Genomic DNA, 26316 nt, shown 5'->3' on the forward strand with positions numbered 1-26316 from the left:
GCTTCGGCTTCACCTGTGAGCGGTCCGGTCTTCGCGTAGGGTCTCGCGAACAGGTGCACGCCCTCGCGGTTGATGGCGAAGAGAGGAGTGAAGTTCAGCTCGCCATCATCCTCCCGCAGCCCTGCCCAGCGGTTGTCCAGGATCAGCCAGTGGCCGTCGAGACGGGCGGCAAGCACCGCGTGGTCCTGTCGAACGTTGCGGTCGCGGACCAGCAGCACGCGCATGTCATCTTCCGGATAGCCCGCCTGGCGCAAGGCGACATATTTGGCGATCGCATAGTCTTCGCAATCGCCTTTCGCCGTCGCAAAGCTCGCCAGCGGCGCACTCCAGCGGTCGAGCTCTCTGAACTGAACGAGGTCGCTCACATAGCGAATCGCCGCGTTGACGCCCTGATTGACTTCTTCGAGCTGCGCGCGCCCGGACTTCGCCTTGACGGCGCCGACGAGCCGAAGAAACTGCGCGGCATAGGATGGGCAGGATCCGGCGTCCGATCGACAACGATCCAGTACAGCCCGCTCTTGGACTATGTCTCCTTCGACCGCGCGCCATTTGCGCCAAAGCATGCTCTCAGGCGCTCGGAATGTGAACAGACCGAACGGCTCGTTACCAATGGGCGGGACGCCGGCGGGGGGAGCGGCTTCAGGGGGTGCATCGGTTGCGATGGACGCTGGCGGTATCAACGCAGCCAGGCGGACTGCATTGGGTCCTCGGCCACGTTCATGGTCCAGCTTCGCAAGCACCGAATTGATGGTGAAGAACGTGGCAGGTGCCTGAACGGTCTCCGCTCCGGACGGCGTCGCCTCGGTTGCGGCGATCGGCCATGCGTGCGACTCGGCGGCGAACGCGAGAGAGGCCGCAGCGTTGTTGAGCGAAATTAACGTGGCTGCTGCGAGCGCGAGCGAGCTTGGCCGCCGCCGTGCAAAATGCGACTTCATTGACATCCCCGTATTTCGGGACGTCAGCCAGCGTCTTTGCGCGTCTGATCTTCCATCCCGACCTGTTATCGGGAGCAGCTTGTGCCGCAGTGGGCTTAAGGGGGTTTAAAACCGAAAGCGAGGTCGCCCGGATTGCGTTGGTGCAATGAACCGCGCCTCTCCGGAGAGGCTAAAGCTTGCGACCGCGAGTTAACGGCGTATTAAGCAACAGCACGCGAGCAGAGTGGCCTATGATCCGGAAAAGTACGCAGCGGTTTTCCGAAAAGATCATGCTCAACCAAAGCGCGATGATGATTCATCCTGATCACATCGCGCTTTAGTGCTCGCGCAAGGCCTCATCCCGCAACGTGCGGGCTGGTTTTACAATGTAGTCCAGAACGCTTTTCTTGCCGGTCAAGATCTCAACCGTCGTGATCATGCCAGGAATGATCGGCAGCGGGTTTTCCTCCGTGCCCAGATGATTCTTCTCTGTTCGGACCATGACGCGATAGTACGTCTCTGGCCGCTGTGCCGCTTCACCCTTGTCGTCGAGGATCGTATCGGCGCTGATCCGCTCGACCTTGCCATCGAGGTGACCGTAGACGGAGGAGTCGTAGGCCGAGACCTTGACCACCGCATCCTGGCCCGGTCGGATGAACGCGATGTCCTGCGGTCTTATCTTGCCTTCCACCAGCAAGCTGTCGTCGAGAGGAACGATATCCATCAGGTTGGCGCCAGGTTGAACCACAGCGCCGATCGTCGTCACGTTCAGTCTGTTGATGATGCCGCGAACCGGCGAGCGCAGATCCGTCCTGCGCACCCTGTCCTGAGCGGACTTGATGTTCTCGTCCAGGACGGCAAGATCGGCCCTTGACTTGGCCAGGTCCTCGTCCGCTTGAGCGCGGAAGGTCGAGATGGTGCTCGCAATTTTCGATTTTGCCTCGGCTAACTGGCCCTTCGCTTCGGCCGACTGGCGCTCCAGCCGAAGCATTTCAATCTCGGGCACGACCCTTTGCTCGTAGAGCTTACGGGTCAATGTCAGTTCGCGGTCGAGTAACGCCGATGACTGGCTCAGGCGCGTGATTTGTTGATTGAGAACGTCAATGTCTTGAGCGATCTTCTGGGCGCGGGTCTTGAACACACTCTTTTCGGTCGCCACGGCAGCGGGAACGACCTGATCGATCTGATCCGGAAACCTTATCTCCGTGCGCCCGTTCGCTTCGGCGTCCAATCGTGCGACGCGGGCTGCCATCGAGGCACGCCGCTCCCGTATCTCGCCGAACTCGGCGGCAAACTTGGTGTCGTCAATTCGCATCAGGGATTGGCCCTGCTGCACCGCGGCGCCCTCCTGGACAAGGATGTCGCCGACGATCCCGCCTTCCAGGGATTGAACGACCTGGATCTGTCGCGATGGGACAACCTTGCCGTTGCCGCGCTTGACCTCTTCAAGCACAGCGAAATGAGCCCAGAGCAGAAATGTGACGATGAGAGCGAAGGAGGCCCAAAGCAGCATCCGGGCGGTTTTCGGCGTCCGCAATTTGACCGCGGCTCGAATATCGTTGGCGTAGGCAAAATCAGTTGACATTGGATTTCTGGGCCACAGGAGCGGTTTGAACAACCTTGGGTGCGCCGACGGGCTCGGTCGCAGCGGGCCTGCCTTGCAGAAGGCTCATCACCTTGTCGCGTGGTCCGTCTGCAACCAAACGGCCGTTGTCGAAAAGTAGCAAACGATCAACCATCGCCAGCAGCGAAAGGCGATGGGTGGAGATGATGATAGTCATCTGCGCATCATCGAGCGCCTTCAGCCGTTCGAGAAATTCGCTTTCGCTGCGAACGTCGAAATGGGCAGTTGGCTCGTCGAGAAACAGGATTTTTGGTTTTCGGATCAGGACGCGCGCAAGCCCGATCGCCTGCTTTTGCCCGCCCGACAAGCTGCGGCCGCCCTCCGATATGGGCATATCGTAGCCCATCGGATGACCAGCGATGAAGCTCTCGACGCCGGCGAGACGTGCTGCTGCCAACACCTCCTCGTCCGTTGCGGCCGGATAGCCCAAGGTGATGTTGTCGCGCAGCCTGCCGAAGAACAGATCAGTGTCCTGCATCGCAAAGCCGATCCCGGAGCGCAAATCGGCGGGATCATACTGGCGCGAGTCGACTCCATCGACCAGGATGCGGCCCTCCTGGGCTTCATAAAACACTAGCAGCAGGCGCCCGACGGTGGTCTTGCCCGAACCAACCCGACCAATGATTCCAACCCGCTCGCCGCCCTGGATCTTGAACGTGACCTTGTCGAGCGCCTTTCCGGGAGCGTTGGGGTAGGCGAACGAGACGTTCTCGAAACTTATGGTGCCCTTCTCGATCTTTCTGCCGACATAGGTCCGCTCCGGCGGACGTTCTCGCTCCAACGTCATGATGCGATCAATGGATTTGAGCGCTGAGAAAGTTTGCGTGCCGCGCGTGATGACCGATGCGATTCCGGCAATCGGCGACAGCACTCGTCCGGCCAGCATGTTTGCCGCGACCAATGCGCCAACCGTCAGGGTGCCGTTCATGATCAGAAAAACGCCGATCACGATCAGGAGCAGGCTCGTCAACATCTGTGCTGAATTGGCCGTGGTGAGCGCGAGCGACGACCAGAAGTGCACCGCCTCGCCGGACCGAGCTGTCGCTGCTACCGACCGCTCCCAGGCGGTCTGCATACGCGCTTCGCCGCCGGTTGCACGCACGGTCTCGAGTCCGGCAAGAGACTCGACGAGCACCCCATGACGGGCCGCAGATTCGGCCTGCAAGCGCTTCATCGCCCGATTGAGCGGACGCTGGAGCAGCACGCCAGTTCCGATCATGACGGGCAGCATGAGCAGGGGTACCCATGCCAAAGGCCCTGCGACGATGAACAGGACGCCGACGAAAAGGACAGCAAACAGCAAATCAGTGGCCGAGATCACGCTTCCGGATGTGAAGAATTCGCGGACGGAATCGAAATCGCGAAGCTGATTGGCAACGATACCGACTGAGGACGGTCGCTGCGACATCTTCACCGCCATGACGTGCTCGAAGATGTTGGCTGCAAGGACGACGTCGATGGTCTTGCCCGTGATGTCGATCATCCTGCTTCTGACCATGCGCAGGATCAGGTCAAATACGATCGCCAGTCCCATCCCGATGGAAAGAGCGACCAGAGACGGGATCGCGCCGTTCGGGATGACCCGGTCATAGACGCTCATCGTGAAGAGCGGCATTGCCAGCGCCAGAACGTTTATCAGCAAGGCCGACAACGCGATGTGGCCGTAATTGCGCCAATGAGCCCTTACGACTGACCAGAACCAGTGGTGCCGGGGCAGACTTCCGGCCGCGACGGCCCGCGCATCCGTATCGGCGGCAGCCCGAACGAGAAAGGCGTACCCCGTGCATCCGGCGGCGATGTCTTGTACCGCTGAAATTTGCGGCACGCACGGACGTTCGGATGGATTCAGCACCCTGGCGCTGCCCTCGGTCTCATCGATGCTCAGCAGAATCAGGGTCGTTCCGTTCTTCATGATGAGAACGGCAGGAAGCACGAGAGGCGGGATGTCCAGAACGTCTCGTTTGACTGCTTCGGTTTCCAGGCCTGCACGACGCGCGGCGCGTTCGTAGAGCGATACGCTCAAACGTCCATCGAGGATTGGCAGTCCCCCGAGCAGCGCCTCGCGGGTAACGGCTCTGCCGTGGTGCGCCGCCAGGAAGATCAGCGAATCCGTCAGCGGATCGCCTCCCGCGCCGAGGACGCCAAATTGAGCTGCTGGGGCGGGCTCTTCAGGCCTATCGGGCAGCCGTGCGCGCTGACTCGCGGGCTTCTTTGTCTGATACAACAAGGTATATGCCTTAAATGAAAACCGGCGAAAACGCCCTAGCGAAGTCCAATAAGGATACAACGATCTGCCAGATGATTCATTCGGTTATTTTGATCTCGGTAATTAAGGATTAATCGCAACGCGCTCGCAATGAAATCCGTTAGATGACGGAGCAGCGCTTTGTTTGACAATGAAAAGCCGCCCCGGATGGGCGGCTTTGGATCGCTGCGGCGTCTGTACCTTAGTTCGGCTTAGGCGAAAATGCCGTCAGCAGCCAGTGAGCCTTCGCCGCCTCTGCATACGAGGAGGTTTGGTCGGCAGGACTTGCTTCAAGGACGATCGGGTCGGCTTGTTTGCGTTGTTGAGCAAGCCACTCCCTGACGCCGGGTACCTTCGTCGAAGATGCCGTCCTAGTGGTGTCCCCTGACCAGCGGTCGCTGAAACCGTTAGAGGCGGGCTCCGCCGCCGCAGACGACAGCCGAACCGGAGTTGCGATCGGCGGCTGGACAGGCACCTGGAGCGGCTCGGACCCGGTTTGCGGAAGTCTCCAGTGGAAAGTCGGTGCCCTGTAGTTCGGTAGACCGAACAGGTTCAAATCTGTCGGGGCTGCATCGACTGGCGGCGGAGCCTTTAAATATTCGATCAGCGTTCCCATGGCCGCCAGCAATTGATAGTCGGCGAAGACGACCACCGCCCGCGCCGAGGTCAGCGATACCGATGCGTTGAAAAACTGATTCTGGGCGTTGAGGAGATCGATCAGAGAGCGTTGACCGAGTTCATATTCCTTCTGGAAGGCTACGATCGTTTTCCGATCCGCTTCCAACTGACCGACCAAAGCCGAAATGCGCGCCTGCGTGACGGTACGGGCATTCCAGGCCTTGTCGATCGATTCATTAGCGTCGCGCTGCAAGCGAGCGTGACGCATCGTTGCCTCGGTAAAACGTTCAGCCTTTTCCGACCGGTTCCATGCATCCTGGCCGCCACGGAAGATGTCCCAGGACATCACGACCTTGCCGCTGTAGTCCTCATGAGTAACGGCCGGCGAGCCGGGATTTGTAACGTAGGGGAACGCATTATCATAATGCGTTGCCCGTCCCTCGAGATAGAATTTGGGGGCGAACAAGCCGTCTGTGCTCTTGAAGGCATGCTTGGCCGCATCCACGTCGGATTGGGCCGCGGCAATCGTCGAATTGAATCGCAGCGCAACGGCCAGCGATTCATCGCGGCTGCTCGGCATCCCCTTCAGCGGGGCCGGGAAGCGGACGTTATACGGCTCTAAACCAACGACCTTGCGGTACTTCGCTCGTGCGTCCTCGAGGCTGCGGCGGAACTCCTGCAGTGCTGCGCGGGCGTTTTCGACGCGCTCTCTCGACTGCTCCAGGTCGCCTTCGCCAGCGCGACCGCCTGAAAACCGTGAATTCACGTTCGAAAAAATCTTTTCATGGTTGGCAACGTTCTGTTCGCTAAGGCTCACGAGGCGCATATAGCGAACCACGTCAACATAGGCTTCGGCTGCATCCAATGCGATCAGTTCGGTTCTTTCCTTCACGCGAGCCGCGGCAGCATTAACTCTGGCGGTCTGGCGCCAGACTTCTTGAATCGACGTGAAGCCGTCAAAAAGCAACTGCCGGACCACAACGGATTCCTGGCTCCCGTTTCGCCACGGTCCAGATCCGGCGGTCGGTACCTGTAATGACGGGCTAACAACCCCGGGGGACTGGTCGAACTTCTCCGGTCCATAGCTGGCGTCAAGGCGCACTTGCGGCAACAGCGTACTTTGCGTTTGACGAAGTTCGCTTTCCGTCGCGCGCCGGTTGGCCGATGCCTCACCCACGCCGGGATTGGTCTGCATTGCCTGGCGCAGGGCGTCGTTAATGGAAAATTGCTCCGCCTTGGCCGGGTTTAGCGCCCAAAATAGGCACGCCATGACCACAAAATACGCCGGCTTCATTGTTGTCCCCGCCCAAAATTCACTGAAATAACGCTCTATAGGCGAAAACTAACAAACCCCCCCGGATTCACCTATGACATTTCAGCCACATACTACCAGAAAGGGAACAAGCGATCAGGGCGGGTGTCCATGGTATCATAATACTGTGATCCGCAGGCCGAAACTGCAAGCATGCAAAAATGAACTGCCGCTCGGAGCTCTATAGCTTGATGCAGGACATCCCGCAGAAGGAAACCACGCCGTTCTACGCGCGCTCGCCCATAGTGTGGCCAAGCTCTACGGCTACTCCCGGTGGTGTTTGCGCCATAGTACCGGATGTTTCCAGGCAACAGGCCGGTGTTTAACCGTCTCCCTTGGTTGGGGACGCCATGGCGTCGCTCGCTTCCATGCTGATTGTGTTTTTGATCAAAACTATGCGCAGCAAGGCGGGCTTCGATATCCTGCCTGGCGGCCAGGTCCAGCTGCCAATCCAGCGAGTTCTAAGTGGTGTAGAAATTCGGCAGAACCTTGCAACTCAGGCACGATCCTGCCACGTCGATGCGGCGCAGTGAGACTTCGACTGCCTTTTGACGATAGATGTTTAGGAGCCGGTGTCGCAGCACCCGATAGCCTTGCATCTCTCAAGATAGTTCGGCGATATCGATCGCAAGGAGCCACTCGATAGCTGACTGCGGAGCGATATCCTGAAAGATGGCGGCCTGAAGCGCGCGATAATGGCGGCCGTGGCACCGGCTCTCGCCCAAAAGCGACAAGTCAAAGCCAAATGAACGAGGGAGCGAGGCGACGAAGCAAACAATTATCTGAGCGAAAGAACGCCTCTTGATCGCTGCACCGGTTACGCCGAAGATCAAAGCGGGCTAGAGGCAAAGCCGAAGGAACGATGCCAATAACTCTCCAGGAACAACTTGACCAGGTTGAGCGCGATATCGAACTGTACCTAGAATTTGATAAGGCCGAGAAAGCTCGGTTCAATCGCGAGTCTTACTTATGGACTGCAGAAGATCGGATCGAGTGGCAGGAGACACAATCTAACAATGCTCAAAGACTTCGCGAATTGCTCGAAGAACGTGACGCTCTGCGCAGGCAGCTGGGTTTGTAAGGGCGTCTAGTCGATGCCCTTGAATTTGTATCCGTCGATCGCCGTCGGCCTGCCGGGCTTTAGAGGTTGAGAGCGCCGCGACTCGGCAGATAGCAGGCCCGAGGTTTTCTCCTTTGCACTATTGGTCAACAGTAGGACGAGGAGCAAAAGCCCAAGCCGACGGAGATAGTCAGCTCGGCGAGAGAAACGGAGCCGCGCCGGGGCCGAAAATCGGCTCGCGCGGTTCTTTACGATTGGACCGTTGATCGTCTCGAAGGTTAGTTTCGGTACGTCTGCTGGGCGTGACGGATAACGGCCGATCACCGCGGTCTTTCATGGACTGGTCCTCTATTGGTTCTAGTGGCAGCTCGCTCCGCTTTTGGCGCTGATTGTACCAGCGAGCCGCGATGAACATGCCAGCAAGCGTGAGCAATCCACCAGCCAAACCGATATGGTGACGCGATGCGGATCGCGCCGGGTGAAGGAGATGTCGTCGTCTCGGACCGGAGCCGTGATCGGGGACTCAAGCTCTCAGCATTGACGCCGCAGATGACCGTGGCTTGTGACCGTCGAAATAGCGCTGGTTCCTGATTTCCCGGAGCAGCAGGATGCGCTTGGTCTGTGCGGCATTGAGCAGGCCCTCGAACAGGATGAACAGCTCGCGCGCCTGGGCGTGGACTTCGACGTTGATGGCGTGCTGATCGAAGCCGTAGGACGACAGCCGGGCTTCGATTTCGCTGGCGGCGGTGGGATCGCGCCGCCAGCTCAAGGCATTCTGCAGCGTATAGTACTCGGCCTCGTCCGCGAACTCGGGCGCGATGCCGATCAGATCGATGCGACGCAGGGCCGCTGCGATCGCCTGTTGGCGCTGGGTCTCCAGCAGCTGGTGGCGCAAACATCGGTAGCGCTGGATCTCCCAGGATAGTTCAGCGATATCGATCGCGAGCAGCCATTCGATCGTGGATCGCGGCGCGAGGTCGGCGAAGATCGCTTGCCGCAGCGCCTGGTAGTGCTCGCGGCTCTCACCGGGCAACAGCAGGGGAAGCGGCGCCAGCACTTCGAGCTCAACGGGCATGGCGCTGACCGTGGGCTGCTGTTCGGTCTTAAAAGGGCCGTTCATCGCCGTCGCGCCTCCGAAGCCACGTGTGCGGACATGCTGCTGTCGACGATCGTTGCCGGGCTGGCAATCCCGTGGACGGGGCTTGCCGCCCACAAGTCCTGCGCGACCGGCAATGGCGCGATCTGCATATCGGACCACCAAGCCCGCTCGTTGCCGTGTCGGTGCAGGTCTTGGTGGTGGGTACGGCACAGCGGCACGATGAACTCGTCGCTGACCTTGCGGCCCAGGGATCGCGGTTGCGCGAACTTCAGGTGATGCGGATCGGACGGAGACTGCTGGCAGACCAGGCAGGGCTGTCCGCGCACAAACAGCCGGTGGTCTTTGCTGCGCTTGCGCGGCGGCTCCTTGGGGAAGGCAAGCCCGGGTGTTTCATGCGGGTCGGGTGCCGTGCCTGCCGCGGCGGCCGAACCCGGTGCAGGGACCAGGCTTGGCGCACCGTCTGCGGCGCGCGCTGCCTCTGCAAGACTAGTCGCGGGAGCTAGCGCGAGCGCCATTTGAAAGGCGGCCTCGACGACCCGGGCGTCGGCTTCCAGCAGCGTGTTCTTCAGCGGCAGGCTGGCCTTAGCCCAGGCCAGCAAGTCCTCGCTCGCGCTGAGTTTAGCGAGTTGCCCCAACAGCTGCTCGCGCAGCTCGGCGGACTGTGGCGCATCCAGCACTGGCGGGCGGTGCAGAACGCCCTTGGCGGGCTTGGCTTTGGCGCCGAACCCAGCTTTGGGCTCCGCGCCCGGCGAACCGGCGACCGCGTCGGGCGCGTCGAGATCATCCTCGCCGGCAATCCCGACCAGCGCGAACAGGGCGTAGCGGCGGGCGTAGGTCAGCGCCGCGCCCATGCGGTGCGGCGCCTCGACGTCCTTGAGGGCGCAGACCGGCCAGTCCGAGGAGATCCACTCGCCGGAGGCATGGGCGAGCAGGGTGGTGAGCTGAATGATGCCGGTGGCGGTCTCGACCCGGGTGGTCTGGATGGTGGCGATTTCCTGCTGGCTGAGGGTCTTGCGCACGATGTCGAGGCCCGCGGCCAGCGAGGCGTAGCGGAACGTTCGATCGTCATCGCGCAGAAACGGCGAGCGGATCTGAGCCGTCAGGGTCTTCTCCGGGTTGGTCAGTTCGGCCTGGGCGCGGGCCAGTGCGGCGGCGATTGCCCCGATATGCTCACTGGCCTGGTGCATGGACGCTCTCCATCTCCACCGGATCAAAGCTGATGGCGCCGGATTTGGCGCGCTTGGCGCGAAGGCCGTGACCGATCGCCTCCTTGGCGTCCTCGGGCATCAGCTTCTTTAACTCCGCCTTGGTGAGTTCGTGCTCGCCATGGGCGGCACGGGTCCGCAAATAGATCGCTGCAAAGTCGGCCCAGAGATTGGACGCGGTCATGTCGACGACCTTGACGGCGGCCAATCGCGGCCGCGGCGTCTCGATCCCGAACAGGAGCGGCGGCTCGCCGCTCTGCACGCAGCGCCAGAACTTCTTTTCTGCCGTGAGCAGCAGGTGCTGGTAGAGCGGATCGGCGTGGACCGTGAGCTCGACCCATTTGCCGCCGCCGGTGATGATCGACAGCACCGCCGAACGGGCGGCGACCACCCACATGTTGTGCTGCAGCTGCGCCATGTGCTTGTCGGCCGCGGCCTCCTCGGTGAAGGCCCAGGGCAGCATGAACTTGGCCTCGAACACCGCGCCGGTTTCTGCGACGATGCCATCGAGTGTGGCCGCCATCCAGCGGTGGACCGGATGTCGCACCCGTTTCTGAATGTCGGTAATGGTCGCACCCGACGCGCGCTGGTACCAGCTCCGGTTGAGGTCTTCGGTGACGGTGCCGAGCTGGACGATCAGGTTGTGCGCAAAATCTTGCGGCGCGACCTCGCCGCGCTTTTCCCGCCACAGGCGCGTGAGGTCGTCCTGGTCATGGCCCATGATGACGCGGGCATCCGAGCCGCCGATAAAGGCGCGCCGGTCAATGGGGTCGAACTTGATGACATGATGTGGCGCCTCGGCGCCATGGGCTGAGATCGTGGCCACCGGTATCTCCTTAGGTCTGACGCGGCTTGGCGCCGCACCACCAAAAACCCCGCGATCGCGAGGGGAGATACCGGGGCGATCGGTGCGCCGGTCTATGCAGTAACGCTCCTTTTGCTGGGGAATGCCAGTGCTTTCTGCAGCAAGATTCTTGCTCTTTTTGGCCGTAAATCCTTGAAAAAACAACGCTTTGGAGCGAGCTTGGGAGCCGGGCAGAAGGCCGACACGCGGGGACGTGCAGGCATGGCATCAAACCGACAAATCGAAGCCAATCGCGCCAACGCCAGGCGCAGCACCGGCCCGAAAACGCCCGGCGGAAAGGCCAGGTCCAGCGGCAATGCCCTCCGTCACGGATTGGCGCGTCCCCGCGACCGCGATGACCCGGATATCGCGCGTCTGGTCAGCGCCATCATTTCGGGATTTCGGCATGGTGGCATATCCGACATGGTCGTGGACCTCGCGCGGGCCAAGCTCGAGCTGGTGCGCATCCGCGCCGCCCGCCAGCAGATGTTGGCGGCGCTACTGGACTGCCCAGTCCCGGCGGATGTAAAGCGCGTCACGGGCCTTGACCGCTATGAGCGCGCCGCCCTGGTCAGGCAGAGACGGGCGCTTCGGTTCTTAGGACGAGAGCGAGGCTGAACGGCAAATTGGCTTCGTTCCGGAATTTGCTACTGATGCCGATCGGGCGGCTCAACGGACATCGGACAGGGCACATGCGCGATGCGTTTCGGTACGTGCCAGAATGGCGCGGTGCAACGGCGGTGCGGCGTGCCCGCACGAGCCGTCCCAACATGCATCGATCGGGTCGGCGGCGGACCTAGGCAAGGACGGTCCGCTTCCGCACCGCCTTTCCGGATAGAAAATCGCGCAAGAGCTTCACGGGATCGGCACTCAGAGCGGGGGCGATGCCGACAAATTCGACCAGGTCAATGCGCCGTTCGCCGCCCTCGTATTTGGCGATGAACGATTGCGAATCTCCGTGCTCGGTGGCACCAAAAAGCTGGTCGACCTCGAGCTGGAGCTTCCGGTGATCAACGAGCGGGCGGCTGTCCAGGTCAAGTCTGCCGCCAACCAAAAGACCCTCCACGCCTACATCCGCCGAATGGACGCCACCGCGCAGTTCGACCGGTTCTTCTTCATTGGTCATTCGCCGAAGGGGGCGCTGAGCGCCCCCGACGACCGCTCTGATATTCACGTCTGGACCGGTCGCGAGCTCGGTTCGGCCATCATGCGGCTCGGGCTGCACGATTGGGTGATGGAGAGGCTCGCCTAGCGGCATCGCACTCCATCAGACCCAACTCAGCGTGTAATCGTAACCATTGTCCTCATACCCAAGCGCCTGGCTGATGCTGTCGACCTGGTCGTCGTGACGGCCTTGCGGGAAGGTCAATAGCTCCATCTCGAGCTCGGCCAGGAACGGCGCGTTCCTTGGAAACCACACCCGTCCGGCGACAAATTTGGCCTGCTGAACGTAGAGGCGGCCGATCTTATCGTGCTCGATTTTGATGGGATTGACGAAGCAATCGCCTTTCTCTCGGAGCTCCTGCGCCAGCGCAATCCCGGTGGAGGCGTCTTCGATCAGGATCTCGTGGGGCTTGAAGCGCTTGGCGAGCCCGAGTGCGGTATCGCGGAGGACGGGATACTCGAACCGAGCGCGAACAAGATCCAGCAGGTAATAATTCCCGTCCGCGACCTGCCATGTCGTACACACCGACCAGTCATTTTGCGCGCCATTCTTGGCGGCGGTATCCCAGCTCTGGATGATCCTGCTGCCAACCTCATGCGGCGGAGCGCTGTCGTAATACCGTAACCAATCGCGCTTGATCATGGCCCCGCCGGCCGGCACTGGAGCCTGCTGATATTGTGCGGCGAACACGTCGGGCCCGAGCGTCTGCTGCAGCTTGCGCAGCGTCTCAATCGATTCATGGGTCGAATGCAGCGCGTCACCTGACGTCCTGAAATGAAATTCATTGGGACCGATCGGCACCACGGCATCTGTATCCGCGATCGCGGGCAAGCTCAGCACCTCCCACTCATCGGATGAACTGGCCAGAAAACCCGACAAATCGTCCAGATGAACGCGCTGCATCACCAGGATCACCGCGCTGGTCTGCTTGTTGTCGAGCCGCGACATCAACGTATTGGGCACCCACTGGTTGACACTATTTCTGCGCGTTTCCGATAGGGCATCGATGGGCTTCTGCGGATCATCAATGATGATGACGTCACCCCCCAATCCGGTCAGCGTTCCCGACACCGAGGTCGCCTTGCGAAATCCGCGCTGCGTCGTGATGACCTCGCCTTCGGTGCTGCGCGCGATGCGCATGCTTGGAAAAGCGCGCTGGTAAAAACGGGCGTGCGCTATCGATCGAAAGTCACTTGCATGCTTGGCAGAGAGATCATCCGCATAGCTGATGGCGATGATGCGACGCCAGGGTTCGAGGCCGAGCAGAAACAGCGGAAACGCCACCGACACCGTGATGGATTTGAGGTAGCGCGGCGGCATGTTGATGATCAAGCGGGTGATCTCGCCGCGGCGAATGCGCTCGAGCTGGTATGCGATCGCTTGGATATGCCAGTTCGGCAAGAACTTCGTGCCGGGATTGAGGTGAAGAAAGCAGCGATAGACAAAGCTGACGAAGTCATTGCGTAGAATGGCGTCGAACAGTGCGCGATCGTGGTCGGTCACTCCGATTCTCCTCGCTTCTTGAATTTCTCTTCCAGTTGTTGGACGTACGATTCCAAGACCTTGCGATCATCCATATCAAGGACGTCGTTGGCCGGCCGTTCGGATGACGAGCCGAGTTGCTGTCGCCGGTTGAGAAGGAAGGCCGCCGCTCTGAGATTGCTCTTCAGCGCATCTTCAGCGGTTTTCAGGAATAGGGCTTCCAGAAAGCTGATTATCCGCACTCTCCCGCCCTGGCGGATGTCCACCTTCCGATTGAAAAGTTCGTCGATGATGGTCGCCTCGTTCTTCGAGCCTTTGGGCCGACCGCGCTTGTTGCCGGATTGACCCGGCTTGAACTGGTGTTCGGGGGGCGGGCGGCCGTAGCCGACGTCGGTTCGCTTTCCGCGCGCGCCGGCCGGACCCTGTTGTCTGCGGCGGCTCATGTGCTACGCTCCGATGATGTGGCAGCGCGCTCGGCGGCCACCTCGTCGAAGGTCTGGCCGGTGGCGACGAGGATGGCATCGCGCCTGGTGACGTCCTGCCATCGACGCAGCGCGGCATCGACGTAGAGCGGATCGATCTCCAAGCCATAGGCGCCGCGGCCGACGCGCTCGGCCGCAAGCAGGGTGGTGCCAGACCCCAGGAAGGGGTCGAGCACGAGATCGCCACGGCGCGTGCAGTCCTTGATCGCGTCCGCGATCAAAGGCACCGGTTTGACTGTGGTTTGACTGTGGGATGAACCGTAAGGTCGGCGAGCCGGCCTTGGCGGAAGGTATTGACGCCGGCGTAGGTCCAGACGTTGGAGCGATTGCGGCCATGGCGGCCAAGCTCGACGTTGTTGAGGTGCGGCGCATCGCCGTTCTTGTAGACGAAGATCAGTTCGTGCTGGGACCGATAGAAACTGCCCTGACCGGCATTGGTCTTGTTCCAGACCACCAGATTTTGCAGCGGACCAAAGACGGTCTGTCCGGCGCCGTGCATCTCGCCAATGTGCCGCCAGTCCGTGAAGATATATTGGATCGCACCGTCAGCCCCATGCTGTGTGGCCAGTCGCATCCACTTGATGTGAAAATCGGTAAACTCGGCCGGCGACATTTTGCCGGACGCAACCGCGAATTCGCGGTGCTTGATCTTGCCACGGCCGAGCGTTGTGGAAATCTGCACATTATAAGGGGGATCCGCGATCAGCATGCTGGCCCGATCGAGGCCCATGAGTACTGACCAATCTGCCGAATCGCAGGCATCGCCACACAGCACGCGATGCTTGCCGAGCTGCCACAGGTCTCCTCTGCGACTGATGGGATGCTTGGCGATGACGCAGTGGGTGTCCGCCGAATCCAAATCGCCGAAATCGATCATCAGGCCATCGATCTCGGCCGGCTCAAAACCAGTGATGTCGAGGCTGAGGTTACATTCGGGGAGGAGAGAGGCGAGTTCACCAAGTTCTTCGGCGAGCAGCTTGCGATCCCAGCCTGCGTTCGCCGGAATCTTGTTGTCGGCGAGAGCCAGTGCGCGCTTTTCGGCGTCGCTCAGGCCGCCCATCACCAGGACCGGGACCTCCTTCAATCCAAGCTGCTGGGCCGCCTCCGAGCGGGCGTGCCCGCAGATGATCTGCAGCTCTTCATCCACTAGAATGGGATAGGTCCAGCCGAATTGGACGATCGAGTTGGCAAGTTGCTTGACTTGCTTCTTGGGGTGGGCCCGCGCGTTCCTCTTCGCCTTCGTGAGGGATTGCAGCGGCAGCAATCGCACTTCCGGTTGATCAACCGCAGGCAGGCGAGAGCTTGCCGTTGAAACCTTCAGATGGGTCTCAATTGGTCGTTCGACTTGCTGGATTGGCTTTCGGCATTGGGTAAGGGTGTTAGGCTTGTCGCGCCGTGGTTTGCGGACGGCCTTCGTACAATCGAGCGTCATGTTTGCTGCTCCTCGTCGTTAAAGGAGCAGTTCATATGCACAATACAGCTGCGTCGGGTAAACAGAAATAAAAGCGTAAAACAATCAGATGGTTAGATGATGTTTCTGCCATTTTGGCGCTCTGAATCCAAGCGCGATGAGGCCCTTGCGGAGTGTTTCAGCCGAGATTTTAGTCGGAAACGGCACATAGCGCGGCACAACGTCGCCGGCCTTGAAATAGCAAATTTCACTGTACGGCTGCTGGCCCTTTTTCTGAAGCTGTTCAAGTCGTTCATTTACCCGATAATGCGCTTCTTTTAGATGGGGAATTAGCGAAGCGAGGCGCTCATATTCCTCCGGCGACCGATTGTAGCGGTGCTCTCCCAATGTTTCGAACAGCAAATCTACGGCCAGCTCTTCGAGGGACATGCGGTTTCGGTGCATTGATGCACTCCAAGGCAAGGCCGGTGCGAGCTCGACCGCGCGAAGCCGCGTGCCATCGGCAAGCTCTACGGCGCCGCTGCCATCGATGATCGCCTCGTGGAATCGGAAGATGTCGAATGTTTCGGCGTCCTGGCTGCCCTGACGTTTGGCCCGAAATTGCTTGGAGCTAGGCAACTTGACGACGAAGATCGTCTCCGCGGTCGTGCTCTCGGCGAAGACGGCTACCAGGCCGACGATTTCTTCCGAGCGGACCTGCAAGGCACCGACCCGGATTTCCGCGGTCCGCGCGCCGTCGAAGACGCCTTGTGAATGCAGAACGTCGATAACGTCCGCAACCGTGCGCCGCCTGCTGCGTTGGTCCTCGAGAAGCCATTTGTAACGGGGCAATGCGGGTCCTCAGGATCAACGTGGGATACAACTGCAAAACGTCAACCCCGTAGCTCTACGGTCGTTGAGACCGGGACGGTCACGCAATCCGGTGCAGCTGAGTGTGGCCCTTGCCGGTTCAGACAGATGGGCGTTGTAGCGGCGACAATGGTCCCGGAGAGCGGAAGACGACGCCCGGTCCAGTCCGGTCAGCTGCACACATCAAGCGGGAGAACAGATCGCGTCCGCGCCGCGAACAGGCGATGAGAATTAGCGTCCTGACCGACCTTGGACCTTGGCCGTCCAGGAATAAGCGTCAATTCCTGACGCGTGGGATCAATCGACGACGGTTGCTGGACGCCAATTCAGCTCGTCGAGCCGGAGGTCGGCTGAGTTGAAGGCTCGTCTAAGGAGAGGGTCTCGATCGCGGCTTTGAGCTTCACACGATGGCCAAGCGTAAGACCAAGTTCTTTGAGATTATCGTCGGTAAGGCAGAGCTTCGAAGTCGACGTCGTCGCCATTGGGCGACGTCACTCAAGGTGGCCCTCCTCGACTGCAAAAGGTTATCGAAGTCGCACAACCCACGCAAACAAGGCCGCTAGCGACCGCTTCGGGTCTTGGCTGCGGTGCCGCTCCATCTGAGAAGCAGATTCTCCGCGCTTCGCGAGATTTCACGTTTTCACGCAGCCAGGGTCAAAAAGCATCGCGCCGGTGTTGGCGTCGATCGACGTGCCGAGCCTGGTCTCCGAACGAAACTTATTAAGACGATCGATCAGCCCGGTGCATTTTGCAAACTCACTTATTGCGCGGCTGCTTGTTCCTTTGGTTGTTGTTTAAGGCCTGTGCCTGACGTGTATGCGATCAAGGCGACGTTGTATGCCTGCCAAAGCGTGTGCCGATCGATATCCGGGAAACACTTCAACACGAGCGGTTCAACGTTAGCGACTTGATAGGTATCCAAGCATTGAAGAATAACGCAGCTGACGTCGGCGATGCTGTGGTGTTGCATTGCCATTGCTCCCGGTGATGGACATCAGCTGGTTGCGCGGCCGCGGTCTCTTGGTTTGTTGCCAGGACGATACGTGCAGCCACAAGCTGAAGCGACCGCCGGCAGACATTGATCGATGGCCTGATCACCCTAGCTGTGGAGCCTCGCTCGCTGGCAAGGTGTGCGGCAAGCGCGACGCCCTTCTCAGAGCCGGTCGCGACCTGACGATGATGCGCGGACACTAAGCTCTGATGAACCGGCCGGTCCGTTGCTATGGTGGAGTTGTTCGAGTCGCCTGTCGAGTTCTTGCCTTTTGGCAACGATCCTTGCGGCGAGAATCTGATCGACGTCCGTGTAGAGAGCCCACAATTCATCGAGGGACATCTGCTCAAACTGCGGTCGGTAATCACGAATGCCAAAGTCCGGCCCCCGTTTGAGGCGGGTCGCAGCTAAGTCAGTCGTCAAAGCCCGGACTCTTACGCCGATTCAGACGATCGCGTTGCTGGCCGGGCCCACTGCGCTGCCCTCGTAAACCGCCTTCCTAGCTCTAGTTTCGCGTGCCGCACCGACGATTCTGCGCTCGGCCTTGGCCACTCGATCTCGAAGGGTCTCAAGTTCGGATACTTGAGACGCGAGTGCCTCACAATGTTGGCGCAGAGCGAAATGACAACCATCCAGTCGCGCACGAGCGTCCATTGCACGCCCCTCTAGGTGCTGCCCCAGGAGAGATGGCCCGCGATTGGGACCACCCCTGAGACTAGTCAAATTGGGCCATCAGGTCTGTTCGCTTTCGCACGCTGGCTGTATGGTTTTCGCGGTGGACCGCCACGCGTCGATGGCTGAGAGCGGCAAGCAGGATATTGCCGACGACCTGCCGCTCGGGCCTCACGGTTCTCGGAGTCGCAAAATGGGCGGCTCAGGGCGACTGCCGCCCGCGGACAAGGCCAGCCTTGGATCTCGCCAGCGCACAAAATACCGCCAAGCACCTTCTGCGGCCCCGGCATTTAGGGGGTGCTGGGGCCGTTTCGATCTGCGCGCGTTAGCTTTGATCGGCCGGACGCAGTATCCCGTGCCTAGCAAAAATCGGCAGCCGGTTCTGGTCGGTTTTGAACCGATTGGCTGCGGCACGCGCGGCGCATGTCTGAGGCGCGGCTCCGACCCGGCCCTGAAGGGTGGGCACAGCTAGTCTAATTATCGGAAGCCACGCCGAGCGCGAGGGTAGGAGCGCCGCGTGGAACGTGATCGGCAGAACCTAGTTTCCGAGCTCGACGTACCGACGAAGCCTGACGACGATATCCGGCAAAGCGTGGCGCAGGCGTGCAGCGTCTTGGGAAGTGGTCGAGAACGGTGCGAACCTGATCATGGCATTCCAAGGTCGACTTCCGTAGACGGTGATCGAGACTCCGGCTCTCGAAAAGCCATCAACTTTGCGAAGCTCACCAAGGACGAGGTCGGCGATCGCCACAGCGGGCAGTCGCGCTGGTTTTTCATCGGGGCCGCCGGCGGACAAGAGAGCGACTGGCTTCACAGGTTGCGCTGCCGCGGTCACGGGCTCCTCTTGGCGTGTTCGCGGCATCCCCGGCGCCGGAGGCGCGGTGGCGGGCGACGCGGACGGAGCAAAAATGCCACTGATTAGCGCCGCGAGGCCTGCATCTTTCGAGTCACCGCTCATCGCTCTCTCCGCAGTTGAGCGTAGCCTAGCAGCTTTCGGAAAGGATACCACCACGCCCTGAGCAAACGCAGGGTGGTTCCTGTGTTGGCGATCGAACATTCAGGCGTGCAAAGTTTCGCTAAGCTTGTCCTCAGCGAGATACCTGATTCGCGAAGGGGGCATCGAAGGTGTTGGGTGGTCTGGTGATGCGCTGGCGTATGCGCAATTTTTTGTTGATTTGCCCATCTTGCAAAAATGCCGCTTCCGCGATCCGCGGGCGCTACATGCTCGGCCAGGAGCGATTGACGTGCGATCACTGCGGAGCGACTGACTCTGTGACTTTCTGGCGTTTTGAAGGGATAGCTCACCGCGCGTGCGCGACGAGCAGTCGGAAGGACTCTTGCGTTCAGGGCTAGTTAGAACAGCTTTTTTGGGGGGATAAGAGAATGACAAATTGTGTGATCGTTCGGGCCTATGGAAGACAATTGGATCAGTTGCGCGGAGAGGCATCGCGCATTTCGCGGGCAAACAAAATCGACTGGTGGATCGAGCGCGGAGTCCAAGGCACACGATTTTGCTTTGAGAATGCAGAGACGAAGAGGGCGTTCGTCTCAATCTGCGAAAATGTCGGTGTTTCGCACATTGATGGCGCCCGCCAGCGTGAACAGCCGGGACCGCGACTGGTTTGTTCGAGGCGTTCTCCGAATGCCTTGATGCGGCAGCAGCCAATCGGAGCGTGAGCATCGACACTAATTCCATGAGGTTCGGAGGCGACCCAGGCTCAAGGCTGAGGGAAAGTTGAGCCCGGTCTTACATCGGAATCCAGGCAACAATAACAGAGCGAAGAATTGGCTTGGTTCCTATCCGGCCAGCACGTCCTCGCGCGACTTCAACAGGCGCACCTAACTGCCGCTCTCATGCTCTTCCAGCTGGCCGCGATTGGCATAGGCAACGCCCGCATCGAACTCAGGACCAGTGCCGCCGAGCCGGAAGACCAAGCGGCTCGGGCGTTAGGAAGATCGGTGCCGCTACAACTGTGCCTTGGTCCGGATTGCCGCACGTGAGGGTTCGCTTCTCAGCGCTCCGAATTGGAAAACCTTCGCGCAGGGTGCGAGGCAGAGCGGAAAACTAAAGCGCCATACCCAAAGTGGAAGGGGACTACTGCTGCGGCGGTTAGCATGGCGAAAGCGAAAGCGTCCACGCATCAGGCGACACGGCCTGCCTGGTAGCGTCATCAGCGAAAATCACGGGCTAGAGCAGGCCGATCCACGAACTCTAGTGCGGTGTTTGATCCAACGCCTTGAGCAAGGCGTCGAGACATGCGCTGGCATGTTCATGCTTTGCATCGTGCCCGCCACCGCGCGAGCGCGTGGACTGAGCACGCTGCTGACAATTTCCGGTCCAGGTGCCTCGACACGCTCTGACCACGCGCGTGCCGCCGACCAGCCCGTCCATTTTATTTAGGTTGCGAGAGGTCGTGCAAATCGGTCGTGCGATTTAAAATCTGCAGACGAGCAATGACCGAGATTATTTCCCGGTTCTGATCGAAGGCGAATAGAATATCCCGTAGATTCGCGGGGGTTTCGCCTCTGTCGGGACAAATCAGTTAACTTGAGATATTAACAATTAAATCATTTTTGCGCTGGTGACATATAGACAGAAAATTAAAATTCGAGCATCGTATATTTAATTTAGAATAGAAGGCTCGAGAGTCCGCGGCACTTCGGTCAGCGGAGGCTGCGGCATCAAGGCCGATCGGCGTGCGCGGAGTGCACTGCCGAACACAAAACAGGGGCAGGGATCAGGGCGTTCGGAATCGTTTCACATTAGGTCGCCGCGCAAATAGCAAACAGGCAATTGCTTGTCGACCACGCTTGCTCCGTTTGGGTGTGGGCGCCGGCACTTTGTGAATTGGCTTTCGACTGCAGTTACAGCCGCTCCGCGTCGGCAGAGTTTGAGGGAGTGCACATTGAGTGGCGTAAATATTCTCCGCAGCCCGGAATTATCAGCCGCTTGGTCGCTAATTGAACGGCGCCTGCAAGGGATTTCGAACTCCGAGCTTCTTTCCTCATCGTTCAGTCGATCTGCCGATGTTGCGGTATTCGCGGTGAACAATGCGCCTGCTCTGATCAATCAGGCGGCGTTGGAGCCGCCGTCTCCATTGTGGCGACCGGTCGACAGTGACCGAACGCGATCCGCTTGCCGGGACGTTATCCCTCTTACATCCGCTCGATCCCGGCGGAATGAAGCTGTTTCATTGTGATTTTCTGATTGTGAGGCGTAAGCCATGGCGACGCAGACGACCGGTGGGGGTAGCACGATCTCGTTCGGAAATGCCCCGCAAGCCAACAATGACAGCTTTGCGTTCACAGAAGAAGCCAACAACATTCTTGTTTTGAATGTTATGGCCAATGATCTGGGTGGCGCAGCAAAGACGCTATTCTCCCTAGATGATGGAACGAGCGCCTCGGCATCGACCAAGACCTATGCACCGGCGGATCTGCTGGTCAAAGATGTCGCCTACAGCAGCGACACAGCCGGAATGAACGGAACGGGCGACCATAGCGCGCTCGGTGCACGCATCTGGATCGAATCGGACGGCTTCGTCCATTACGACAAGGGCGACATCAATGCCCAGCTACAGGCGCTTGCTGTCGGCGCCACGCTGACCGATACATTTACTTACGCGATCCAGCTGGGCAATGGGACGCTTAGCTGGGCGACGGTTACGCTGCAGTTTAGCGGCGCAAACGACCAAGTGTATATCACCTCGAGTCCGCAGAGCGGCACCATCGTGGAGGACGCGCCAGCGACGTCAGATCCTTCAGACTCGCTAAGCACGGTCGGTACCGTCAGCTTCAGCGATGTCGATCTTAGCGACACTCACACCGCCAGCTTCGCGGCTGCTGCGAGCAACACCACCACGCTCGGCCTCTTCTCGCTGGATCCGGTGAGCGAGGCAGCCAATGCCGCAAACGGGTCGGTACAGTGGCACTACACGTTGAATAACGCCGCCGCGCAATACCTCGCCCAAGGCCAGAGCGTCACCGAAAGCTTCGTGGTGACCGTCAATGACGGCCACGGGTCAACTGCAACGCAGACCGTGACGGTGACCATCACCGGCAGCAATGATGCGGCAACGGTCAGCTCCGACTCGAAGTCCGTCACCGAAGGCGACACCGCCTCCGCGCTCAACACCTCGGGGCAGCTCAGCATCACCGACCCCGATACGGGCGAAGCCCACGTCGTGGCCCAGAGCAATGTGCACGGCAGCTACGGCGACTTCAGCATCGATGCCAGCGGGGCCTGGAGCTACGCCGGCAACGGCGCCCACAACGAGCTCACCGCCGGGCAGCAGGTGCAGGATCAGTTCACCGTGGTGAGCCAGGACGGCACCGCCTCTGGCACGGTGACGGTGACGATCACCGGCAGCAATGATGCGGCAACGGTCAGCTCCGACTCGAAGTCCGTCACCGAAGGCGACACGGCGTCCGCGCTCAACACCTCCGGCCAGCTGACGATTGTGGACGCGGATACGGGCGAAGCCCACGTCGTGGTGCAGAGCAATGCCCACGGCAGCTATGGCGACTTCACGGTCGATGCCAACGGCGCCTGGAGCTACGCCGGCAACGGCGCCCACAGTGAGCTCACCGCCGGGCAGCAGGTGCAGGATCAGTTCACCGTGGTGAGCCAGGACGGCACCGCGACCGGGACGGTGACGGTGACCATCACCGGCAGCAATGATGCGGCAACGGTCTCGTCGGAGGCCAAGGCGGTGACCGAAGCCGACACCGCGACTGCACTCAACACCTCGGGCCAGCTGACGATTGTGGATGCGGATACGGGCGAAGCCCACGTCGTGGCCCAGAGCAATGCGCACGGCAGCTACGGCGACTTCAGCATCGATGCCAGCGGGGCCTGGAGCTACGCCGGCAACGGCGCCCACAACGAGCTCACCGCCGGGCAGCAGGTGCAGGACCAGTTCACGGTGACGAGCCAGGACGGCACCGCCTCCGGCACGGTGACGGTGACCATCACCGGCAGCAATGATGCGGCAACGGTCAGCTCCGACTCGAAGTCCGTCACCGAAGGCGACACGGCGTCCGCGCTCAACACCTCCGGCCAGCTGACGATTGTGGATGCGGATACGGGCGAAGCCCGCGTCGTGGTGCAGAGCAATGCCCACGGCAGCTACGGCGACTTCACGGTCGATGCCAGCGGGGCCTGGAGCTACGCCGGCAACGGCGCCCACAACGAGCTCACCGCCGGGCAGCAGGTCCAGGACCAGTTCACCGTGACGAGCCAGGACGGCACCGCCGCCGGGACGGTGACGGTGACCATCACCGGCAGCAATGATGCGGCAACGGTCAGCTCCGACTCGAAGTCCGTCACCGAAGGCGACACGGCGTCCGCGCTCAACACCTCCGGCCAGCTGACGATTGTGGATGCGGATACGGGCGAAGCCCACGTCGTGGCCCAGAGCAACGCGCACGGGAGCTATGGCGACTTCACGATCGATGCCAGCGGGGCCTGGAGCTACACCGGCAACGGCGCCCACAACGAGCTCACCGCCGGGCAGCAGGTGCAGGACCAGTTCACGGTGGCCAGCCAGGACGGCACCGCCACCGGCACGGTGACGGTGACCATCACCGGCACCAATGATGCGCCATCAACACCTACCGACAGCAATGCGGCAACCAACACGGTGACCGAAGGCGCCGCGTCCGGCACGACCGTGGGCGTCATCGCGTCCGCGACCGACGTCGACGGGCCGGCGGTGAGCTATGCGCTGACCGGCGACACCTCGGGCGGCGGCTTCACCATCGACGCTGTCACGGGCGTGGTGACGGTCGCCGATCCCACCAAGATCGATTACGAGAGCGCGGCCGGTCACGCCTATTCGGTGACGGTGCGGGCCTCGGATGGTACGCTGACCAGCCAACAAACCTTCAGCATAGCCGTAACGGATGTCGCGCCGTCGACGCCGGTCGACGGTAATGCGGCAACCAATACGGTGGCCGAAGGCGCCGCGGCGGGCACGAGCGTGGGCATCACGGCGTCCTCGAGTGACGTCAACGGTCCGGCGGTGAGTTACAGTTTGGTGGGCGACAGCTCAAATGGCGGATTTACCATCAATTCGACCACCGGCGTGGTGACGGTCGCCGATCCCACCAAGATCGATTACGAGAGTGCTGCAGGTCACGCTTATTCGGTGACGGTGCAGGCCTCCGACGGCACGCTGAACAGCCAGCAGATCTTCAGTATTGCGGTGACGGATGTCGCGCCGTCGACGCCGATCGATGGCAATGCGGCAGCCAATACGGTGGCCGAAGGCGCCGCGGCGGGCACGAGCGTGGGCATCACGGCGTCCTCGAGCGACGTCAACGGTCCGGCGGTGAGTTACAGTTTGGTGGGCGACAGCTCCAACGGCGGGTTCGCCATCAACTCGACCACCGGCGTGGTGACGGTCGCCGATCCGAGCAAGATAAGCTATGTCGGCAGTGGATCATCGCACAGTTACTCGGTCACGGCGCAGGCATCCGATGGCGCGCTGAACAGTCAGCAGAGTTTCAGCATTGCCGTGACGCAATCGGACGTAACGCCCCCGACCGCCTCGGTATCGCATTCACTTAACTCGAGCCACCAGACCTCCACCTTCACCGTGACGGCATCCGATGCGAGCGGCCTCAAGACGGTTCAGCTGTACGACACGGTGACACCAGCTGGGAATGGCACTCCAAATCAACCGGTCTTGATCTATACGTTCGCCGCCGCGGATATCGTGAACGGCAACTATGTCCACACCTTCACAGATGGACAGGCTCCGTTTGCAAGCATCAACAATGATGCGCACAAGATCAGCGCGGTCGTGACCGACAATGCGAACAATTCGGCCACCGTGTTTGATCCGGTGACCTTCAACACCAACGGTGGAAGCGGAGGTAGCACGAAATTTTCAGCGCCAGCCGGTATCGCCGGATCTCCGATAAATCTCGGCTTGGCTGACCCCACCGGACAAATGGCAGAGGTCACGTTGACGATCACTGGCACGCTGGATGGATGGTCCGTACATGGCGCCACTCACAATGCTGATGGGTCGTGGTCGGTCACAACGCACGATCTCACCTCACTGACCGTCGTGACCGCTTCAGATTACGTCGGGGCATCGGTGCTGAACGTGACAGAACACTGGACCAATGCCGATGGCAGCATCGGGACCGCGACAGTTCTGAACAACCTGGAAGCGTACGCGCAAGGCTCTCCCATCTTCGCATGGTCCGGCGATGACACGTTAACCGGCTCGAGCGGTCATGATACGTTCGTGCTCTCGCAGCCGATCGGCAATGACAAGATCTACAGCTTCGATGGCTCTTCGGACCTGATTGACCTGATCAGGTATGGTTGGCAGAGCTTCAGCGATGTACAGGCCCACAGCGCTGACGACGCAAACGGCAACGCGGTGATTACGCTGGCTGACGGCCAGACCATCACCCTGGACGGGGTGCATGCGGCGGATCTGACTGCGGCAAACTTCGAATTTGACGTTACGCCGACCGTCGAGAACTCGGGGACAATGAGCATCGGCAATGGCGCGATGTTGCCGCTGTCCGGCATCATCCACAACACCGGAAGCATCGAGCTCCACAGCTCCGGCGACGACACGCTGCTGCAATTGATCCAGACCGGCGTCAAGCTGGAGGGGGGCGGCCACGTGATCCTGTCGGATGATGACCACAACATCATCGCCGGCACGGCACCGAATGTGACGCTCGACAACATCGACAACACAATCTCCGGGGCCGGCCAGCTGGGGCAGGGCAGTCTCAGTCTCAGCAACGCGGCGACCATCCTTGCCGATGGTGTCCATGCGCTGGTGATCGACACCGGCCAGAATGTGATCGCAAACGCCGGGACTTTGGAGGCCACTGGAACCGGCGGTCTGCAGATCAACAGTGCCATCATCAACACCGGCCTGTTGTGGGCCAATGGCGGTGCGGTTACGGCGCTGGGCGAGGTCAGCGGTTCGGGTAGCGCAGAGATCAGCGGCATTGGCACGATAGAGTTCGGAGCGGCTTCCAGCGCCAACGTCACGATCGACGCAAACGCCACCGGCCACCTCGTCCTGGATGACGCCTTCCATTTCACGGGAACGGTGAGCGGGCTGACGGCCGACGATGATGTCGATCTCAAGGGTGTCAATTTCAGCGGCGAAACCACCTTGAGCTTCACCGAAAACCAAGCCGGGACCGGCGGCACCCTGACCGTCTCCGATGGTGCTCACACCGCGAATATCGTCCTGCTCGGCCAGTACGATCCGGCCGGCTTTACCGCAAAAAGCGACATAGCGAGCAACACGCTGATCGCCTATGACCCGCACCACATCGCCTAAGCGGCATGACCGGAGC

General features: G+C 60.6%; 17 protein-coding genes and 1 pseudogene. 5 read left to right on the forward strand and 13 right to left on the reverse strand.

What is annotated here, in order from left to right; translation table 11 throughout:
* The 4 genes from FXV83_RS24915 to FXV83_RS24930 all read right to left on the reverse strand — a co-directional run.
* Nucleotides 1–740 (reverse strand): transglutaminase-like cysteine peptidase (locus FXV83_RS24915; protein WP_235940151.1); only part of this gene is annotated, 740 nt, incomplete at its 3' end.
* A gap of 511 nt (nucleotides 741–1251) precedes the next feature.
* The gene (locus FXV83_RS24920) at nucleotides 1252–2499 is read right to left on the reverse strand and encodes an HlyD family type I secretion periplasmic adaptor subunit (protein WP_148742159.1); all 1248 of its coding nucleotides are present in this window, start codon (nucleotides 2497–2499) and stop codon (nucleotides 1252–1254) included.
* The gene (locus FXV83_RS24925; RefSeq protein ID WP_235940154.1) at nucleotides 2489–4642 is read right to left on the reverse strand and encodes a type I secretion system permease/ATPase; all 2154 of its coding nucleotides are present in this window, start codon (nucleotides 4640–4642) and stop codon (nucleotides 2489–2491) included. The genes FXV83_RS24920 and FXV83_RS24925 overlap by 11 nt, the downstream gene beginning before the upstream one ends.
* A gap of 343 nt (nucleotides 4643–4985) precedes the next feature.
* Nucleotides 4986–6695 (reverse strand): TolC family outer membrane protein, encoded by a 1710-nt coding sequence (locus tag FXV83_RS24930; protein ID WP_148742161.1) that lies wholly within the window; start codon nucleotides 6693–6695, stop codon nucleotides 4986–4988.
* A gap of 191 nt (nucleotides 6696–6886) precedes the next feature.
* Between FXV83_RS24930 and FXV83_RS44225 the strand changes: the two are divergent.
* Together FXV83_RS44225 and FXV83_RS42975 are read left to right on the forward strand one after the other, a co-directional pair.
* A pseudogene (locus FXV83_RS44225) lies at nucleotides 6887–6981 on the forward strand (GDP-mannose 4,6-dehydratase); the annotation flags it as partial.
* A gap of 82 nt (nucleotides 6982–7063) precedes the next feature.
* Nucleotides 7064–7246, forward strand: a complete 183-nt coding sequence (locus FXV83_RS42975; RefSeq protein ID WP_187436138.1) for a hypothetical protein — start codon at nucleotides 7064–7066, stop codon at nucleotides 7244–7246.
* Between the two features lie 1050 nt (nucleotides 7247–8296).
* Here the strand turns inward: FXV83_RS42975 and FXV83_RS24940 are convergent.
* From FXV83_RS24940 to FXV83_RS24950, 3 genes are read right to left on the reverse strand one after another with little or no spacing between them, the layout of a single operon-like run.
* Nucleotides 8297–8893, reverse strand: coding sequence for a hypothetical protein (locus FXV83_RS24940; RefSeq protein WP_148742164.1), 597 nt, complete (start codon nucleotides 8891–8893; stop codon nucleotides 8297–8299).
* Nucleotides 8890–10059 (reverse strand): ERF family protein, encoded by a 1170-nt coding sequence (locus FXV83_RS24945; RefSeq protein ID WP_148742166.1) that lies wholly within the window; start codon nucleotides 10057–10059, stop codon nucleotides 8890–8892. Before FXV83_RS24945 ends, FXV83_RS24940 begins: the two co-directional genes overlap by 4 nt.
* Complete coding sequence (locus tag FXV83_RS24950) at nucleotides 10043–10894, reverse strand: YqaJ viral recombinase family protein (RefSeq protein WP_430648946.1); 852 nt, start codon at nucleotides 10892–10894, stop codon at nucleotides 10043–10045. The genes FXV83_RS24945 and FXV83_RS24950 overlap by 17 nt, the downstream gene beginning before the upstream one ends.
* A 249-nt stretch (nucleotides 10895–11143) precedes the next feature.
* On the opposite strand from FXV83_RS24950, the gene FXV83_RS24955 reads away from it, so the two are divergent.
* Together FXV83_RS24955 and FXV83_RS42980 are read left to right on the forward strand one after the other, a co-directional pair.
* Nucleotides 11144–11539, forward strand: a complete 396-nt coding sequence (locus FXV83_RS24955; RefSeq protein ID WP_148742170.1) for a hypothetical protein — start codon at nucleotides 11144–11146, stop codon at nucleotides 11537–11539.
* 328 nt (nucleotides 11540–11867) lie between these two features.
* On the forward strand, nucleotides 11868–12173 hold the full coding sequence (locus tag FXV83_RS42980) for a hypothetical protein (RefSeq protein ID WP_187436136.1): 306 nt from the start codon (nucleotides 11868–11870) through the stop codon (nucleotides 12171–12173).
* A gap of 15 nt (nucleotides 12174–12188) precedes the next feature.
* Here FXV83_RS42980 and terL read toward each other — a convergent pair whose 3' ends face one another.
* The 6 genes from terL to FXV83_RS24990 all read right to left on the reverse strand — a co-directional run bounded on the left by terL (nucleotide 12189) and on the right by FXV83_RS24990 (nucleotide 18931).
* Nucleotides 12189–13589: a phage terminase large subunit gene (terL, locus tag FXV83_RS24965; RefSeq protein ID WP_148742172.1), complete on the reverse strand. Its 1401-nt coding sequence runs from the start codon at nucleotides 13587–13589 to the stop codon at nucleotides 12189–12191.
* Nucleotides 13586–14011 carry a DUF5681 domain-containing protein gene (locus FXV83_RS24970; protein WP_148742174.1) on the reverse strand — a complete coding sequence of 142 codons (426 nt, stop codon included), beginning with the start codon at nucleotides 14009–14011 and terminating at the stop codon, nucleotides 13586–13588. The genes terL and FXV83_RS24970 overlap by 4 nt, the downstream gene beginning before the upstream one ends.
* On the reverse strand, nucleotides 14008–14277 hold the full coding sequence (locus tag FXV83_RS44960) for a DNA methyltransferase (RefSeq protein ID WP_283811722.1): 270 nt from the start codon (nucleotides 14275–14277) through the stop codon (nucleotides 14008–14010). The genes FXV83_RS24970 and FXV83_RS44960 overlap by 4 nt, the downstream gene beginning before the upstream one ends.
* Nucleotides 14268–15482 carry a site-specific DNA-methyltransferase gene (locus FXV83_RS24975; RefSeq protein WP_283811723.1) on the reverse strand — a complete coding sequence of 405 codons (1215 nt, stop codon included), beginning with the start codon at nucleotides 15480–15482 and terminating at the stop codon, nucleotides 14268–14270. Before FXV83_RS24975 ends, FXV83_RS44960 begins: the two co-directional genes overlap by 10 nt.
* A gap of 84 nt (nucleotides 15483–15566) precedes the next feature.
* The gene (locus FXV83_RS24980) at nucleotides 15567–16292 is read right to left on the reverse strand and encodes a hypothetical protein (protein ID WP_148742176.1); all 726 of its coding nucleotides are present in this window, start codon (nucleotides 16290–16292) and stop codon (nucleotides 15567–15569) included.
* 2219 nt (nucleotides 16293–18511) lie between these two features.
* Nucleotides 18512–18931 (reverse strand): hypothetical protein, encoded by a 420-nt coding sequence (locus tag FXV83_RS24990; protein ID WP_148742180.1) that lies wholly within the window; start codon nucleotides 18929–18931, stop codon nucleotides 18512–18514.
* A gap of 2266 nt (nucleotides 18932–21197) precedes the next feature.
* Between FXV83_RS24990 and FXV83_RS25000 the strand changes: the two genes are divergently transcribed.
* Nucleotides 21198–26300, forward strand: coding sequence for a beta strand repeat-containing protein (locus FXV83_RS25000; protein WP_148742184.1), 5103 nt, complete (start codon nucleotides 21198–21200; stop codon nucleotides 26298–26300).
* Nucleotides 26301–26316: the final 16 nt, after the last annotated feature.

The sequence above is a fragment of the Bradyrhizobium hipponense genome (assembly GCF_008123965.1).
Lineage (GTDB): Bacteria > Pseudomonadota > Alphaproteobacteria > Rhizobiales > Xanthobacteraceae > Bradyrhizobium > Bradyrhizobium hipponense.